The sequence below is a fragment of the Pseudomonas sp. GW821-FHT03C07 genome (assembly GCF_059420925.1).
Window position 1 is genome coordinate 67,732 of sequence record NZ_JBWKUQ010000027.1, and the last position, 16,892, is coordinate 84,623.

A 16,892-nucleotide genomic window follows, 5' to 3' on the forward strand; every position below is an offset into this window, starting at 1 on the left:
CCGGTTCCGCCACGACAATCACCTCATGCGCAACCCCTTGTAGGAGCTGGCTTGCCAGCGATAAGGCCCTTGAGCCTTGCACTGTCCATGCGGACACCATCGCCGGCAAGCCGGGCTCCGACACGGCATGCACTAGCATGAAGCGCCAGCCAAAAGGCCATAACCGACTATTTCAAAGACCCGAATTATTGATACTAACCAACTGATTAATCTCAACTTTTTCAACTTTTACGCAAAAGTATTAAGCATAAGCTGAATAACTCATTCACCGAAAAAGTTGATCTTCATGAGTACCAAGTCACACACACCGGTCCCTCCTGTCCCATCGCCACGCTCGACCCGAAACCATCGCCTGATCATCCAGCAACTGCCGTCCTGGCTACGCGAGGCGTCCCTTCAACGCCGCCAGGCCTTCGCCAGCCTTGTCCGACAGAGTCAGGTTTCCAAGACCGAACTGGCACGCCTTCTGAGCGGGTTCAAAAGCGTCGAGGACTTTGCCGCCCCGTTGCTGTCCCGGGCCCTGAACGAACACTACGGTCCAGGTCTGGATATTCACCACGACCAGCTCAAGCATGTCCATATCCTGGCGGCCGCCACACTCGGCCAACCGCGCCAGGAAAGCGTGATCGTACAAAACCTGCTGCAAGCCGCCCTGCAAAACTTCGAAAGCAGCGAAACCGGCCCATTCGGTTTCGACCGTGGCTCGGCCATTCTGCGTAAAAGCACCGGCGTCCTGAACAAGCCCATCGAGCCCCGGGATTTCGCCGCCCTGTGCCGCCGACTCGACCTCGGCAGCCAGTACAAACAACATATGGAGCGTTATCTCGGCCCGCTCTTCGACAAGCTTTTCGAACGACACGAGCGCGACGAACTGGCCGTGCAGGCACAGATCGCCTTGATGAAAGGCACCCTGACCACGTCGGCGCAGCGGATGCTGCAAAGCCTGCTCGACCCGGCACAAACGCCGCGCTGGGACGACCGCCCCGTACGCTGCTGTTACCTGACCCTGCTGGACTATACCAATGCCAGCGGCTATCGGGGCGCGTTGCTCAAGGGCGTCCTGCTGATCGAGCAGGACGGCCCGGCAAACGCCGCGGATGCCCCCTGCGTGGTCTACCTGGCGGGCGATCCGCAACGGGCCGTCAGGCAATACCCGTCCGCCAGGGCCTTCCACGATGAGCTGCGGGAGCGGCTGCGGGATAAAACCTATCAGGCCTTCTTCAAGCGCTATCTTCATCTGCGGACTCAACCGGCATTCTTCCACGCGCTAGAGGAGCGCCTGAACCCGACCAACCCCGCCACCGGACAACCCAAGCCAGCCGCGAACGCCAACCTGCGCCTGGAGAAAACGCTGCTGGTCGCCAACCCGTTCCACGAATTCTGCCGTCTGCAAGTGGTGAAAAGATTCGACGACGCCCGCGTCACAGCGGTTCCTACCGACGACGAGGACAAGAAAACCCGCACGGCGCGCCTCAAATCGCTGCTGAACTGGACCACCAACCTGTTGTTTCTGGTACCGGGGCTCGGCGAAGCCATGCTGGCGGTCGCGGCCGCGCAATTGATCGTCCAGGTCTACAACGGTATTGAAGAATGGGATCATGAAGAGAAAAAACAGGCGGTGCTGGGCTTTCTCGGGGTGCTGCTGAACCTTGAACTCCTCGGGCTGGGGACCGCGTTGGCGAGGGATTTCGAAGGCTCGTCGTTCATTGAAAAACTCAAGCCGATCAAGTCGCCAGCGGGTGAGCAGGCGCTGTGGAAACCCGACCTGAGTCCTTATGAACAGCCGTTGCCCGACAGCGCCGAACCGCAGCCCGACGCTGCCGGGCTCTACCATCATCAGGACAAGACCTACCTGAGGCTCGACGGTCGTCATTACCGGATCAGCCCCGCCGCGACCGCCAGGCGCTTGCAACACCCGAGCAACCCGCAGGCCTATGCGCCGCGGGTCTATCACAACGGCAAGGGCGCCTGGCGCCATGAGTTCGAGCAACCCTGGCAGTGGCAACCAGCGCAACTTTTTTCACGCTTGGGAGCGGATGCCGCCAGTCTGGACCCGGTCGCCGCGAAGCAGGTCATGGCCGTGAGCGGGGTCGACGAGCACGTCCTGCGGCGGATGTTCAGCGACCTGGAACGACCACCGGCCCTGCTCGAAGACAGTGTCGCCCGCTTCAAGCTCGACCGGGATCTCAAGCGCCTGGTGCAACGTCTGCAAAGCGGTGGTGCGGCCGACTGTTCCCTGGACGAGTTGCATATGGAACTGCAACTGCTGACCGACGAGCCGCTCTGGCCGCAGTCGAAAGTCCTGCGCCTGCTGGACCGGCACGGCGTGCCGCTGAAGGAGTATCCCGCCGGCCAGGAACAGTCGTTGCAGCGCATCGACCTCAAATGGCCTGGGCTCGATGCCAACCAACTGCTGCGCAAGGTCCTGGAAAACCTCGACGAAACGGAAATCCGTGGCTTGCTGGGCGAGGATTTCGGTGTCGGACGCATCAGCCTGGACGCCCGCACCGTGGCCCTGCGGCGCACCCTCGCGGCGCAGGCCGCTAACCGTCGGGCGGCACTGTTCGATTCGCACTACCGCTATCGAACCCAATCCAACGACCCCGCTGTCGCGGTGATCCAGCGCGACTTTCCGGTGCTGTCGACCCCTGTCGCCGAGGAACTGGTCAGGCACGCCAGCCCGCTCGAACTGCGGCGCCTGCTCGAGACGCGGCAAGTGCCTTTGCGGCTCGCCGAGGAAGCCCGCCACTACAGCCGCAGCCTGCGCCTGGAACGAGCCCTGGAAGGGCTGTATCTGGAGGCGACGCACAATCCCGACAGTGACCGGCTGATCCTGCGTCAGTTGGCCAAACTGCCGGGTTGGTCGAAGCAGATTCGCCTCGAAATACGCGAGTCGTCCTTCGCCGGCACCTTGCTCGACAGCGTTGGCCAGGAACAGGCGGCGATTCGCAAGGTCCTGGTAAAAAAGGGCTCGCTGTACGAAGCTCACGACGCCCTCGGTCGGGAGTTGCACGGTGCGGACGACCTCTACGGCGGTATCCTGCACGCCCTGCCCGATGCCGAGCGCAAGGCCTTGGGATTCCCTGGAACCCATGAGGCCGCGCGCCTCAAGCGGACACTGCTCGAACAGTCACTGCCGACGCGCGAGGAACTGGAAAAACTCCTCGGTCTGCCCCCCATCAAGCCCGGCTACGTACCGCCCATGCGCCTGGCCGACGGCCGTCTTGGCTACCCGCTCAGCGGTCGTGGCGTGGGCGGACGGCTGCCGGGCACACGCTCCTCGGCATTCGTCGACCTCGCACAAGCCCTCTATCCCAGCCATTCCTGGCGCGCCGTCGAGGCGTTTCTCGAGCTGCGCGGCCTGAACGAAGGGGCGGCGGTGCAGCGCCTCGAACAACTGGAGAGCGAGTACCGCACCCTGGGCACGGAACTCGAAGCCTGGATCAGTACACCTCCCTTGCCCCTGGAAAGTGTGCAGATCAGAACTCATATCGCCAGAAGCATCAAGGACTGCTGGCGCCGCGAACCGTTCCAGCGCACGGCCGATGAAGGCTACTGGCTGCGCTTCGTGCTGTTCGACCCGGCCATCCGCTTGCCCAGCCTCTCAGCGGACTTCAGCCATGTCCGCGAACTGCTCCTGAGCCTGGCCCACGCGGACATCGCCATCGGCCTGGAGAGTTTCCTCGGGCGCTTCCCGCAGTTGCACCGGCTGTATATCGGCGGCGGTGCCCTGAGCGAGATTCCATCGAGCCTCGGCGCGATGACCGAGCTGACCCATCTCAACCTGAGCGGCAACCACATCGTCCTGACCACGGAAACCGCCGGCCTGCTGTCCAGGCTGACACGCCTGAAAGAACTGAGCCTGGCCAACAATCCGAGCCTGGGCCTCTCGCCGGATCTCAGCGCGATGCAGGACCTGGTCCGTATCGACCTGGGCAATACCGGGCTCTCCAGTTGGCCAACCGGCTACCAGCGACTGGCGGCGCTGACCCGCCTGGACCTGCGTTCGAACAACCTCACGACAGTCCCGGATACGCTCCTGGATACCAGTGAAGAGGGACTACGGATTGCCCGGTTCATCAATCTCTATGGCAACCCCCTTGAGGCCGACTACCTGAACGACCTCGCCGACTACTACGCGCAAACCGATATCGACTTTGGCCTGGACCTGCCCTCCGACTCGGATCCCGATGCCGATCTGAACGACGACGAGCTGAGCAGCGACGACGAACCGGCCCACAGTCCGTCACACCCGCGCGGTCCCGTGTCGCGCGACGAAAGTGCCTGGCTGCAAGGGCTCGACATCAGGGAACAGGAGGCCTTTCGCGACGCCTGGCTGCAACTGGCCAGCGAGGAGCCGATCGATCAGTCCGAAGCATTTTTCAATGTGATCGCCGACCTGAAGGAATCCGCCGACTACGCCGACAACGTCGCTCGCCCGCGCCTCCAGGAACGGGTGCGGCGCATGCTCAGGGCCGCGATCAAGGACACCCGACTGCGGGAAAAACTCTTCGCCAAGGCCAACGCGCCGCAAGCGGACGCTTGCGCCGACGGCATCACCGTGGCCTTCAGCGACATGGGCTTCGACGTGCTGTTGCATGAAGCCTATGCCGAAACGGAGGCCCACGAAATCGAGGCGAAACTGCTGCAACTGGCCAAGGGTAAATCGCGCCTGGATCGCGTCAACGCGCAGGCCCGGGCGCTGATCAACAAACGTCGAGCCGAGGGCCGGCATCCCGATGAAGCGGAGGTCTACCTGGCCTATCGCGTCGGCCTGGCCGAGCGCCTGGAACTGCCGTGGCAGGCCTCGAAGATGCTTTACAACAATATTGCCGGAGTCAACCAGGCCCAACTGGATGCGGCTTACCAGGCCATCCTCGAGCAGGAACGGCAGCCGCTGGATACGCTCAAGCAGATCGTCAGGCAGGAGTTCTGGAAGGACTATCTGGAGATCCAGTACCTGCAGGAGCTCAGCGAGAAAGAGGCGCTGCGCGACAGCAAGAGCGACGCCCTGCTGGACCTGCAGGCGGCCCAGGAACGCTGGTTCAACAACGGCAATCTGCCGGCGGATGAAAAAGCCACCCTGCAAGCCACCATGAAAGCGGCGGCCGCGACACTCGGCAAGTCCGAGCAGGAGGTGTTCGCCCGAGCCATGACGGACGCCGAATACCAGGCCCTCTACGAAGCCATCGCCCGTGAACACAGCGACGAAATGGAGCGCCTGACCGAAGAGGCCTTGAAGGAGCACGGACTGGCGAGCTGAGCATTGGCCAAGGCCGAACACTGTAGGAGTCGGCTTGCCGGCGACGGCGTCCGCGAGATCGCGGCAAGACTTACCGACGCCATCGCCGGCAAGCCGGCTCCTACACTAATCGTCTTGAGCGCAATGGCGGGGCCGGGGTCAAGACGCGCTCGTCCCGTTAGCGATTGCCCGGCGCGGCCAATCGATCCAGGGCCTGCAGGGTCAGGCGACGGAGCAAGCCGCCCTGCTCCAGGGCAATCGCCTCGATGACTTGCCGATAGAACTGTTCGCTCATCGGCTGCCCGCTGAACAGTTGATCGGGCGCGATCTCCAGGGTTGCCGCCAGTTGGCTGATCGCCTCGCGCAAGCTCCTGCGCTCAGCTTCCGGGTGGCGCCCGGGCACGATCCACTCCTCGAGCTTATCCTTCAACGTCTCGAGGGCTTCCAGCCGGGCATAGTAGAACTCGGTATTGAGCTTGAGCTCGGCGGCATGCTGCTCTTCCAGGAATGCTCGCCAGAACGGCGGCTCCAGCGTCAATAACGAACGGACCAGGCCACCCTCGGCTTCCGCCGCCAACACCGCGCTCCCCGCAGCTTCGATCTGCCGCGGTGTGATGTTCGCAATCTGCGGAAAGAGCATGGAACGGGGCTGGGCCAACAGCTCCAGTTTCCGCGTCAGGCCAATCCGATAGGCCAGATGGATCTCGACTTCATCGGGCGGATCTTCGAGGCTCAATTGTCGGCGGTACTCCTCATCCGCCAGTCGCCCCAGGGCCTGCAGACGGGTCTTGCTTCTCGCCAGTTTGAGCAGCTCGCCCTCGCGGACGGTGGGGTCGGCGATGGCCTGCGCCTGCTCCAGCAGCACCTCGAAATCCAGGTTGCTGAAAATATCCGTCATGCCGTCGGCACAGGTGTCGACCTCGGTGGACAGGCGGAAAGCTCTCTGGCGAAGTTCAGTGTTGGCGGCCATGGCCTCCATCACCTTCCAGACCCGCGCAATCAAGGCGGCACGATAACCCGCCTGGCTGAAATCCGCGGACACCGTGAGGCCCTGGATGACGTTGAAAAAATCGCCACTCTCCGGCTCTTCCCGCAACGACTGCCAAAGCCCGCGCCTGGACGTCTGCTGGCCAGGGTCAGTGCCCTCCAGCCAATACTCCGTTTCCTCGGTGGCGGACACCGGCACCAGCGCGACCACTCCACTGAGCCCCAGGCGCGAGCCGGTCGCGCGGGCCGCGTCGGTCAGCGGATTGTCCTGCAGGTTGATGCCCCGGCGCTGGGCGGGTCGCAAGCCACCAAGCAGCGTATCGACCTGCGCCGGTATATCGTTGATCGCGTTATGACTCAGGTCCAGGGTGTGCAAGTCCGGGCAATGCTCAAAACCCACGGGCCACTGGCTGATACCCGTGCGGTTCAGATTGAGGATCTGCAGGTCGCCCATGGCCGAGACATCGGGTACGGCCTCCAGCGTGTTGTCACTCAGGTCCAGTACTTGCAGGCGCTCAAGCCCCCCGAGACCACCAGGTAAGGCAGTGAGTCCGGTCCTTTGCAAGCCCAGTCCGCGCAGGCCGGTCAGCCGGGACAGATCGAGACGGTAACCGAGCGGATTGCCCTCCAACGTCAGCAGTTGCAGGCGGCTCAACCCGGCCAGTTGCCCTGCCGCTTCCGCCGTCAGGACGATGTCGTTGTTGGCGAGGATCAGTTTGCTCAATTGCGTCATGCCCGCGATGGCCGAGGGCAGCGCCTCCAGGTTGTTGTCACTCGCCGACAGCCAGCGCACCGCACTGAAGCGCCCGAGGAATCCGTCGATATCACCGGACACACCGATACCGTTCAGGCTCAATTCGCCGACATGGCTGAAATCGGCGGCCAGCACGGGCAAGCTGCCCACCCGCTGGTTATCCAGCTTCAGCCGGTGACCGGGGACCGGCCCTTCGCTGCGGGCAACGGGCGTCTCGCGCCGCCAGCAGCGCTTGATTTCCTCGGCCACCAGGCGTCGGGGGGTGTCCGAGACGGCCACGAAGCGCCGGCCCTCAAGGTAGTAGCTCGGCGTCCAGACCCAACTGTCCAGGCGCTGGCTGAGGTTCTGGTATTCGACCCACAGATCTCCCAGGCGCTGGGAAAACGCCTCGTCAGTCGCATGCTCCAGGCCGAGAAAGCGCTCCACCGCTTCGCATTCATGGGCCGGGTAGACCTCGCGGGCCAGCTTGAGCAACTCCGGATTGCGGCCTCGAGGAGCGATAGCCTGGGGGTTTTGCATACCGAGCAGGCGTTCCATCGTTGCCCACTCGCGAACCGGGTAGACCTCACGGGCCAGCGTGATCAGCTCCCCACCAAGCCTTTGCGGGGCAACATCCACCCCGCGCTCGCGGGGCGAATAACCGCTGCGCCCAGCGGCCAGCCCCATCGGTGGACGGCCCACCGGCCGGGAGGCCGTCGGCGCCATCCTCCCAGCCAGCTCATCGCGCGGCAACGTCGGCAGCGCGCGCAATGCCCGTTTCAGTTGTGCCCCCTGGCCGACATGCGGCAGGCCCAGCGCGGCGCGCTCGGCATCCGGCAAGGCATGCAGCAGCGCCGCATACAGATCGTCCGGGCCGTGCAGGTCGAGACCGACTTCGTCACAGGACTCGTACAGGCCATTGTCCTTGATCAGCACACGACTGATCGGCGCGCGCCGCGGGCCGACACTGGCGAGCAAGTCGCCGTCGAAGGCACCGTCGCGGATTTCGATCCGCACACGGCGCGACCAGCCCGGCAATTTCTCCAGCAGGGGCAGGACCACCCGGTAAGTCTCGGCCTGGTGCACCGAGTCGAGATACAGGCCTTCATACTGGCGGACCACTCGTACATTACGCAGGTAGTGGCGAGCCTCTTCGGCGAGGCGCAAGGGCACGTGCCCGGCCTCAAACTGTTGCAACTCGCGACCATCGGCATGCCTGGCCAGTTCCTCCGCCACCCGCACCGGGAGGTCGGGAAAGTCCCGTTGCAACACCGCCACACCCGGTTCGTCGCGGTCCGGCGCCGTACGGTAGCGGTAGTGCGAATCGAACAGGTCCGCCCGGCGTCGGCTGGCCTCCCCGGCCAGGCGTTGGCGCAGCGTCACCACGCGGGCCGACAGGCTGACCGTTCCCAGTCCGAACTCCTCGCGCAGCAGTCTGCGGATCTCGGCTTCATCCAGCTGACGCAGCACCTGCGTGAGCAAGCCGTCCGCATCCAGTCCCGGCCAGCGCACCTCGATCCGCGTCACGTCGGCGTCGACGTGCGCCGGGTACTCCTGGAGCGTACGGCCGGAACCGTTGAGCAACCTGAGCACCTTCGAACGAGGCCAGACCGCAGCGCTGGTGAGCAATTGCATCTCCATATGCAGCTCATCGAGCGAGCCGCTCGACGCCCCTCCCGACTGCAAGCGTTGCACCAGGCGCCCAAGTTCCCGGTCGAGGACAAACCGGGTCACGCTGTCGCCGAGCAAGGCCGGTGGCAGCCGGGTGTTGTGGTGCACCTCGCGCAAGACATCGACGTCAATCCCGCAGATCTCCAGGATGCGCCTGGCCGTCTGGCCGTCCAGGCTGGCGGCCTCCGGCCCCAGGCGGGCGAATAGCCGCTCGTCATCCCAGCCCAGCGGTTCGTCGAGCTCATGCCGCCAGCCTCCCGCGCCGTTGGAGCGAAAGGCCGGGGCATAGGGATTGACCAGCTCGTCGGCACGGGCATGTTGGCCGCGATAACGTCCCGGCCAGTGTTCGTCGGCCTGCAACCGGTAGTAGCGCCCCTCCAGCGGCAGATAGTAGTCATTCAGGTAATCGTGCGCGCCCAGCTTGTCGGGTAGCGCGCCATCCGCTAGCAACGGCTGGTGTTCGTAGGGCTGCAAGTCGGGTTTCCACAGGCGCATGACGCCCTCGCGCAGGCTGACCGGCACCAGGCTGTCGACAAACGCCGAGGTATCGACATGCGGCAGGACGGCTCCAGCGGTGCCGATAAAAGCCAGGTTCATCGCCACCCCGAGCAAGTGCGCCCAGGCCTCGCGGGTTTCTCCAGCTTCCCAGGCCTCGATCCCGGAATAGACCTCATGGAGCATCCGGGTCGCCATGGCGAGCAGCATCACCTGGCCAAGGCCGGGGACGAACACCAGCAAGTTCAGGACATCCATGCCGGCGTCGAACACCGCCATGAAGCGGGCGATCCGGGCGTCACGGTCCTCGTCGCCGGTGGGCACGGCCAGGGCGCGGGCATCGCCGAGCATACGAGCGATCTTCAACTCGCACTGATCCGCCAGCAGCGTATCCAGCAAGGCGCGGCTATCCATGCGCAGGGGCAGGTCGACCAGATCCAGGCCCACGCGCAGGCCAGGGTCGAGGCTATAGTCGTCCCACATCTCATGCCGGTCGCTGGGGTCCAGGCGTTTTTTCAGCGCACGGAAAAACCCCGGCTGCTCGCGCACCGTGATAAACCGACTGAAGAAACGCCGGAAGCTGGCGCCATGCAGGCGTGTACGCAAATCGATCATGAACGCCGTGGTCGAGACATGCTCGCGGATCGGCTGCCGGTCATCGCCGGGCACATAGGTCACGCAACGTTGCAGCGTGCCAGCGCGCTCGGCGCCGAACAGCAGGATCTCGCTCAGGTCGACGCCAAGCATCCGCAGTCGCGAAGGGCGCACGCTGTGGCCGTCCAGGCGGATATCGCCGTGGTCCGCCAGCCATTGCCGCAACATCTGGTAGGCATCGGTGGGAATATCGCCTGTCATCCGCGCCAGATGCAGCGCCTCGTCCAACTCATGGCGCAAATACCGGACCCAGGTCCGGCGCACCCGTGCTTTCTGCGCGGCATCCACCGGGTTGAGCACCGCGTTGAGATGCGCCTGGTACTGGCGCCCCAGGTCCAGCGTGCGGCACAGCGTGGCAAACTGCTCGGGGCGCACGGGCAGTTCATGGTCCTTGATGTAGCTCATCCGCACCGCGTCGGTGTTGTGGTCGTGGGTAATGAACTCACGGCCCTCGTCCGGCGCCTTGCCGGCTTCGGCGGCGCTGAAGTTATGCAGCGCCGCCTCCAGCAGCGGGATATCCCAGTACCAGTTGCGGACCAGCGGATCGCCCGCCGAGAACCCGAGAAAACCGCCCAGGCTGGACGAGCGGCTGCGTTGCATGCGACGGACGAAATAGCTGTGCCTGACATCCAGCTCGAGGTTGAAGGTCTTGCCAATCGCCGCCTTCAGCAGCGGTTCGGCAAAGGCCTCCAACGGCACAATGCGTTCCAGTATCGCCTCGAGTTCATGCTGGCTCACGCAGCGTTCCTGCTGACTCTTTTCAAAGGCGCCGCGGGTCGCCGGCGTGGCCTTGGCGTACCAGGGCGGCACGTTCGGGTCCAGCTTGGCCAGCGCCTTGAGGCAGGCGGAGCCGGGGTGTTTCAACGGCGCCGGAATCCGGCTCGCGATAAACCCCTGGTGCCGGTTCAAGGGCGCGCCCGGCGGCGCCTGGTGCTGGGGCGAAGGGGGTGGTTGATCATCCTTGGATCGGCGCATCGGGGCTGAACTCCTGGTTAAAACCCCGAGCGTACGGATGCGCTCGACCGGAACAAGTTCAAATAATGGGACGGATCAGCCCCTGCAAACGGCATAAATCAGGCCTGTACCAGCACTATCTAGCCCCCGCCCCTCCCCCGCTTCTGTCGACGCCGGACTGCTGCGTCGAAAATGTCCGATTGACAGTCAGACCCATCAGCTTTACGTTAACGTAAAGGTGAATGATCACTCACACCAACGCCTTGCTCAACCCATAACAACAGGTGCCCCATGAGCTATCCGACCCTGAACTTTGCCCTCGGTGAAACCCTCGACATGCTCCGCGACCAGGTTCAGTCCTTCGTCGCCAAAGAGATCGCTCCGCGGGCGGCACAGATCGACATCGACAACCTGTTCCCCGCCGACCTGTGGCGCAAGTTCGGTGATATGGGTCTGTTGGGCATCACCGTGGCCGAAGAATATGGCGGCGCCGGCCTCGGCTACCTGGCCCATGTGCTGGTGATGGAAGAAATCAGCCGAGGCTCGGCCTCGGTCGCCCTCTCCTACGGAGCCCACTCCAACCTCTGCGTGAACCAGATCAACCGCAACGGCAATCACGCACAGAAAACCCAATATCTGCCCAAGCTGATCAGCGGCGAACATATCGGTGCCCTGGCCATGAGCGAACCGAACGCCGGCTCCGACGTGGTCTCGATGAGACTGCGCGCCGACAAGCGCGGCGACCACTACGTGCTCAACGGCAGCAAGACCTGGATCACCAACGGCCCCGACGCCAACACCTACGTGATTTATGCCAAGACCGAGCCGGAAAAGGGCGCCCACGGTATCAGCGCCTTTATCGTCGAGCGCGACTGGAAAGGCTTCAGCCGCAGCAACAAGTTCGACAAGCTCGGCATGCGCGGCTCCAACACCTGCGAGCTGTTCTTCGATGACGTCGAAGTGCCGGAAGAAAATATCCTTGGCGTGCTCAATGGCGGCGTGAAGGTGCTGATGAGCGGACTCGACTACGAACGCGTGGTGCTCTCCGGCGGCCCGACCGGGATCATGCAGGCCTGCATGGACCTGGTGGTGCCCTATATCCACGACCGCAAGCAGTTCGGCCAGAGCATCGGCGAGTTCCAGCTGATCCAGGGCAAGGTCGCCGACATGTACACCCAGCTCAATGCCAGCCGCGCCTACCTGTATGCAGTGGCCCAGGCCTGCGAGCGCGGCGAGACCACCCGCAAGGACGCCGCCGGGGTGATCCTCTACAGCGCCGAGCGCGCGACCCAGATGGCCCTCGACGCGATCCAGATCCTCGGCGGCAACGGCTATATCAACGAGTTCCCCGCCGGACGCCTGCTGCGCGACGCCAAGCTGTATGAAATCGGCGCTGGCACCAGCGAGATCCGCCGCATGCTGATCGGCCGCGAACTGTTCAACGAAACCCGCTGAGGGGCGCGCACATGGCAATCCTGCACACGCAACTCAACCCGCGTTCGAGCGAATTCGCCGGTAACCGCGCGGCGATGCTCGAACAGGTCGTGGCCCTGCGCGCGCTGCTCGCCCAGGTCCAGCAAGGCGGTGGGCCGAAGGCCCAGGAACGGCACACCTCGCGGGGCAAACTGCTGCCGCGCGAACGGATCAACCGCCTGCTCGATCCCGGCTCGCCCTTTCTCGAAATCAGCCAACTGGCGGCGTATGAGGTCTATGGCGAGGAGGTTCCGGCCGCCGGGGTGATTGTCGGTATCGGCCGCGTCGAAGGCGTCGAATGCATGATCGTGGCCAACGATGCCACGGTCAAAGGCGGTTCCTACTACCCGCTCACGGTGAAAAAACACCTGCGCGCGCAGACCATCGCCCAGCAAAATCGCCTGCCGTGCATCTACCTGGTGGACTCCGGCGGCGCCAACCTGCCGCGCCAGGATGAAGTGTTCCCGGACCGCGAGCACTTCGGGCGGATCTTCTTCAACCAGGCCAATATGAGCGCCCAGGGCATCCCGCAGATCGCCGTGGTCATGGGCTCCTGCACCGCTGGCGGCGCCTATGTGCCGGCGATGGCCGACGAAGCGATCATGGTTCGTCAGCAGGCGACCATCTTTCTTGCCGGCCCGCCGCTGGTCAAAGCCGCCACCGGCGAGGTGGTCAGCGCCGAGGACCTCGGCGGTGCCGATGTGCACTGCAAGATTTCCGGCGTGGCCGACCATTACGCCGAGAACGACGAACATGCCCTGGCCCTGGCCCGGCGCAGCATCGCCAACCTCAACTGGCACAAGCTCGGCGAACTGCGGCAACGCACGCCGATCGCGCCGCTGTACAGCAGCGACGAGTTGTATGGCGTGGTGCCGGCGGACGCCAAGCAACCGTTCGACGTACGCGAGGTCATTGCCCGGCTGGTGGACGGCTCAGTGTTCGATGAGTTCAAGGCGCTGTTCGGCACCACCCTGGTCTGCGGTTTCGCCCACCTGCACGGTTATCCCATCGCGATCCTGGCGAACAACGGCATCCTCTTCGCCGAAGCCGCGCAGAAAGGCGCGCACTTTATCGAACTGGCCTGCCAGCGCGGCATTGCGCTGCTGTTCCTGCAGAACATCACCGGCTTTATGGTCGGCCAGAAGTACGAGGCCGGCGGTATCGCCAAGCATGGCGCCAAGCTGGTTACCGCCGTGGCCTGCGCCAAGGTGCCGAAATTCACCGTGATCATCGGCGGCAGCTTCGGCGCCGGCAACTACGGCATGTGCGGGCGCGCCTATGACCCGCGCTTCCTGTGGATGTGGCCGAACGCGCGGATCGGCGTGATGGGTGCCGAGCAGGCGGCGGGAGTGCTGGTACAGGTCAAGCGCGAGCAGCACGAGCGCAACGGCGAAAGCTTTTCGGCGCAACAGGAAGCCGAGATCAAGCAGCCGATCCTCGACCAGTACGAACACCAGGGCCACCCGTACTACTCCAGCGCCCGGTTGTGGGACGACGGCGTGATCGACCCGGCCCAGACCCGCGAAATCCTTGGTCTGGCGCTCTCGGCCGCCCTCAACGCAGCGATCGAGCCGAGCCGCTTCGGCGTGTTCCGGATGTGACCGTCACCCGCCGGCTCGTGCCTGCCGCGCCTCTCGGGGAAAACGCCAAACCTTGTGGGAGCCGGCTTGCCGGCGATGGCAGCGGCAAGGACAACATCGTCATCACTGGCAATCCAGCGCCTACAAAAAGCTGCACAGGACCCGACACCATGACCGACTTCAACACCCTGGAACTGCAGATCGACCCTCGCGGCTTCGCCACCCTCTGGCTGAGCCGCGAAGAAAAGAACAACGCCTTCAACGCCGAAATGATCCGCGAGTTGATCATCGCTCTGGACAAGGTCCAGGCCAACGCCGCCGTGCGTTTCCTGGTGCTGCGCGGCCGTGGCCGGCATTTCAGCGCCGGCGCCGACCTGGCCTGGATGCAGCAATCGGCCCAGTTGGACTATGCCACCAACCTCGACGACGCCCGCGAACTGGCCGAACTGATGTACAACCTGGCCAAGCTGAAAATCCCGACCCTGGCCGTGGTCCAGGGTGCGGCCTATGGCGGCGCCCTCGGCCTGATCGGCGCCTGTGACATGGCCATCGGTACCGACGATGCGCAGTTCTGCCTCTCGGAGGCGCGCATCGGTCTGGCCCCGGCGGTGATCAGCCCGTTCGTGGTCCAGGCCATCGGCGAACGCGCCGCGCGCCGCTATGTCCTGACCGCCGAACGCTTCAGCGGCCTGCGCGCGCGCGAGTTAGGTCTGTTGTCGGAAACCTGTCCGGCCAGCGAGCTGGAGCAACAGGTCACGACCTGGATCGACAACCTGTTGCTCAACAGCCCGCAAGCCATGCGCGTCAGCAAGGAACTGCTGCGGGAAATCGGCAGCGGTGAACTCAGTCCGGCACGGCGCCGCTATTGCGAAAATGCCATTGCCCGCATCCGCGTCAGCGCCGAGGGCCAGGAAGGCCTGCGGGCCTTCCTGCAAAAACGCCCACCGAGCTGGCAGACCGAGTCCGCCGCCAAGGAGTCGCGCTGATGAGCACGCCCGTGATCACTTCCATCCTGGTGGCCAATCGCGGTGAAATCGCCTGCCGGGTGATGCGCACCGCCAAGGCCCTGGGCCTGACCACCGTCGCCGTGCACAGCGCCGTCGACCGTGACGCCCGCCATAGCCGTGAAGCCGATATCCGCGTCGACCTGGGTGGCAGCAAGGCCGCCGAAAACTACCTGCAGATCGACAAACTGATCGCCGCCGCCCTGACCAGCGGTGCCCAGGCGATCCACCCCGGTTACGGTTTCCTCTCGGAAAACGCCGGCTTTGCCCGGGCCATCGAGGCTGCCGGCCTGGTATTCCTCGGCCCACCCGCCAGCGCCATCGACGCCATGGGCAGCAAGTCCGCGGCCAAGGCCCTGATGGAAACCGCTGGCGTGCCACTGGTGCCGGGTTATCACGGCGCCGCGCAGGACCTGGAGACCTTCCGCGCCGCCGCCGAGGGAATCGGCTACCCGGTGCTGCTCAAGGCCACCGCCGGCGGTGGCGGCAAGGGCATGAAAGTGGTCGAGGATGTCAGCCAGTTGGCCGAAGCCCTGGCCTCGGCCCAGCGTGAAGCGCAGTCGTCCTTCGGCGATTCGCGGATGCTGGTGGAGAAATACCTGCTCAAGCCGCGCCATGTCGAGATCCAGGTGTTCGCCGACCAGCACGGCCACTGCCTGTACCTCAACGAGCGCGACTGCTCGATCCAGCGCCGCCACCAGAAAGTCGTCGAGGAAGCCCCCGCCCCCGGCCTGAGCGCAGAGCTGCGTCGGGCCATGGGCGAGGCGGCGGTGCGCGCGGCCCAGGCCATCGGCTATGTCGGTGCCGGCACCGTGGAGTTCCTGCTGGACGCCCGTGGCGACTTCTTCTTCATGGAAATGAACACCCGCCTGCAGGTCGAGCACCCGGTCACCGAAGCCATTACTGGCCTCGACCTGGTGGCCTGGCAGATTCGCGTGGCCTGCGGCGAAGCGCTGCCGATCACCCAGGCGCAGGTGCCGCTGCATGGCCATGCGATCGAAGTGCGCCTGTACGCCGAAGACCCGGGCCATGATTTCCTGCCGGCTACCGGGCGCCTGGAGCTCTATCGCGAGTCGGCGCCGGGAGCGGGACGCCGGGTTGACAGCGGCGTGGCCGAGGGCGACAGCGTCTCGCCATTCTACGACCCGATGCTGGGCAAGCTGATCGCCTGGGGCGAGACCCGCGAACAGGCGCGCCTGCGCCTGCTGGCGATGCTCGATGAGTTCGTGATTGGCGGCCTGAAAACCAACCTCGGTTTCCTCCGGCGGATCGTCGCTCATCCGGCGTTTGCCGACGCCGAACTGGATACCGGTTTTATTCCCCGTTACCAGGAAGACCTGCTGCCGCAGCCGGGCGCGCGTACCGATGAGTTCTGGCAAGCGGCCGCCCAAGCCTTCATCCAGGGCCAGGCCCCTGGTGTACGTTCGGACGACCCGGCCTCGCCCTGGGCCCTGGGCAATGGTTTTCGCAGCGGGCTGCCGGCGGAAACCGTGGTGCACCTGAGCTGCGACGGCGAGGACCGGGCCGTGAGCCTGACGCCGGATACCCGGTTTGAACTGCACGGGGAATACCTGTCGACGGAACAGGCCGGCATTCGCCGGCGGCATCGCGTGATCCGCAGTGCCGACGGGCTCTATCTGCACTGGCAGGGCGTGTGCCACAAGATCACCCGCTTCGACCCGATTGCCGCCGTCGACAGCGGCCACGGCCATCAGGGCGGCCTGAGCGCGCCGATGAACGGCAGCATCGTACGGGTGCTGGTGGCCGTCGGACAAAGCGTCGAGGCCGGGGCCCAGTTGGTGGTGCTGGAAGCGATGAAGATGGAACACAGCATCCGCGCGCCCCAGGCGGGCGTGATCAAGGCGCTGTATTGCCAGGAAGGTGAAATGGTCAGCGAAGGCAGTGCGCTGGTGGAACTGGAGGCCTGACTGGATCCAGGCGTGTGTGGGAGCAGAGCTTTTGTGGGAGCCGGGCCTTTGTGGGAGCCAGGCCTTTGTGGGAACCTGGCCTTTGTGGGAACCTGGCCTTTGTGGGAACCTGGCCTTTGTGGGAACCTGGCCTTTGTGGGAACCTGGCCTTTGTGGGAACCTGGCCTTTGT

6 protein-coding genes are annotated in these 16,892 nt (G+C 64.6%); 5 read left to right on the forward strand and 1 reads right to left on the reverse strand.

Going from position 1 to position 16,892, the window contains the following annotated elements; all coding sequences use genetic code 11:
* Nucleotides 1-286 precede the first annotated feature (286 nt).
* Nucleotides 287-5,263 carry a dermonecrotic toxin domain-containing protein gene (locus AC07VG_RS31115; RefSeq protein WP_495022418.1) on the forward strand — a complete coding sequence of 1,659 codons (4,977 nt, stop codon included), beginning with the start codon at nt 287-289 and terminating at the stop codon, nt 5,261-5,263.
* Between the two features lie 157 nt (nt 5,264-5,420).
* Here the strand turns inward: AC07VG_RS31115 and AC07VG_RS31120 are convergent, their stop codons facing one another.
* Nucleotides 5,421-10,757 (reverse strand): NEL-type E3 ubiquitin ligase domain-containing protein, encoded by a 5,337-nt coding sequence (locus AC07VG_RS31120; protein ID WP_495022419.1) that lies wholly within the window; start codon nt 10,755-10,757, stop codon nt 5,421-5,423.
* A 270-nt stretch (nt 10,758-11,027) separates the two neighbouring features.
* Here AC07VG_RS31120 and AC07VG_RS31125 point away from each other — a divergent pair, with 270 nt between their 5' ends.
* The 4 genes from AC07VG_RS31125 (at nt 11,028) to AC07VG_RS31140 (ending at nt 16,721) form a co-directional block, all read left to right on the forward strand.
* Nucleotides 11,028-12,191: an isovaleryl-CoA dehydrogenase gene (locus tag AC07VG_RS31125; protein WP_495003827.1), complete on the forward strand. Its 1,164-nt coding sequence runs from the start codon at nt 11,028-11,030 to the stop codon at nt 12,189-12,191.
* Between the two features lie 11 nt (nt 12,192-12,202).
* Nucleotides 12,203-13,810 (forward strand): carboxyl transferase domain-containing protein, encoded by a 1,608-nt coding sequence (locus AC07VG_RS31130; protein ID WP_495022420.1) that lies wholly within the window; start codon nt 12,203-12,205, stop codon nt 13,808-13,810.
* 149 nt (nt 13,811-13,959) lie between these two features.
* Nucleotides 13,960-14,775 (forward strand): gamma-carboxygeranoyl-CoA hydratase, encoded by an 816-nt coding sequence (locus AC07VG_RS31135; protein WP_495022421.1) that lies wholly within the window; start codon nt 13,960-13,962, stop codon nt 14,773-14,775.
* Nucleotides 14,775-16,721 (forward strand): acetyl/propionyl/methylcrotonyl-CoA carboxylase subunit alpha, encoded by a 1,947-nt coding sequence (locus AC07VG_RS31140; protein WP_495022422.1) that lies wholly within the window; start codon nt 14,775-14,777, stop codon nt 16,719-16,721. Before AC07VG_RS31135 ends, AC07VG_RS31140 begins: the two co-directional genes overlap by 1 nt.
* The last annotated feature ends 171 nt before the right edge of the window (nt 16,722-16,892 follow it).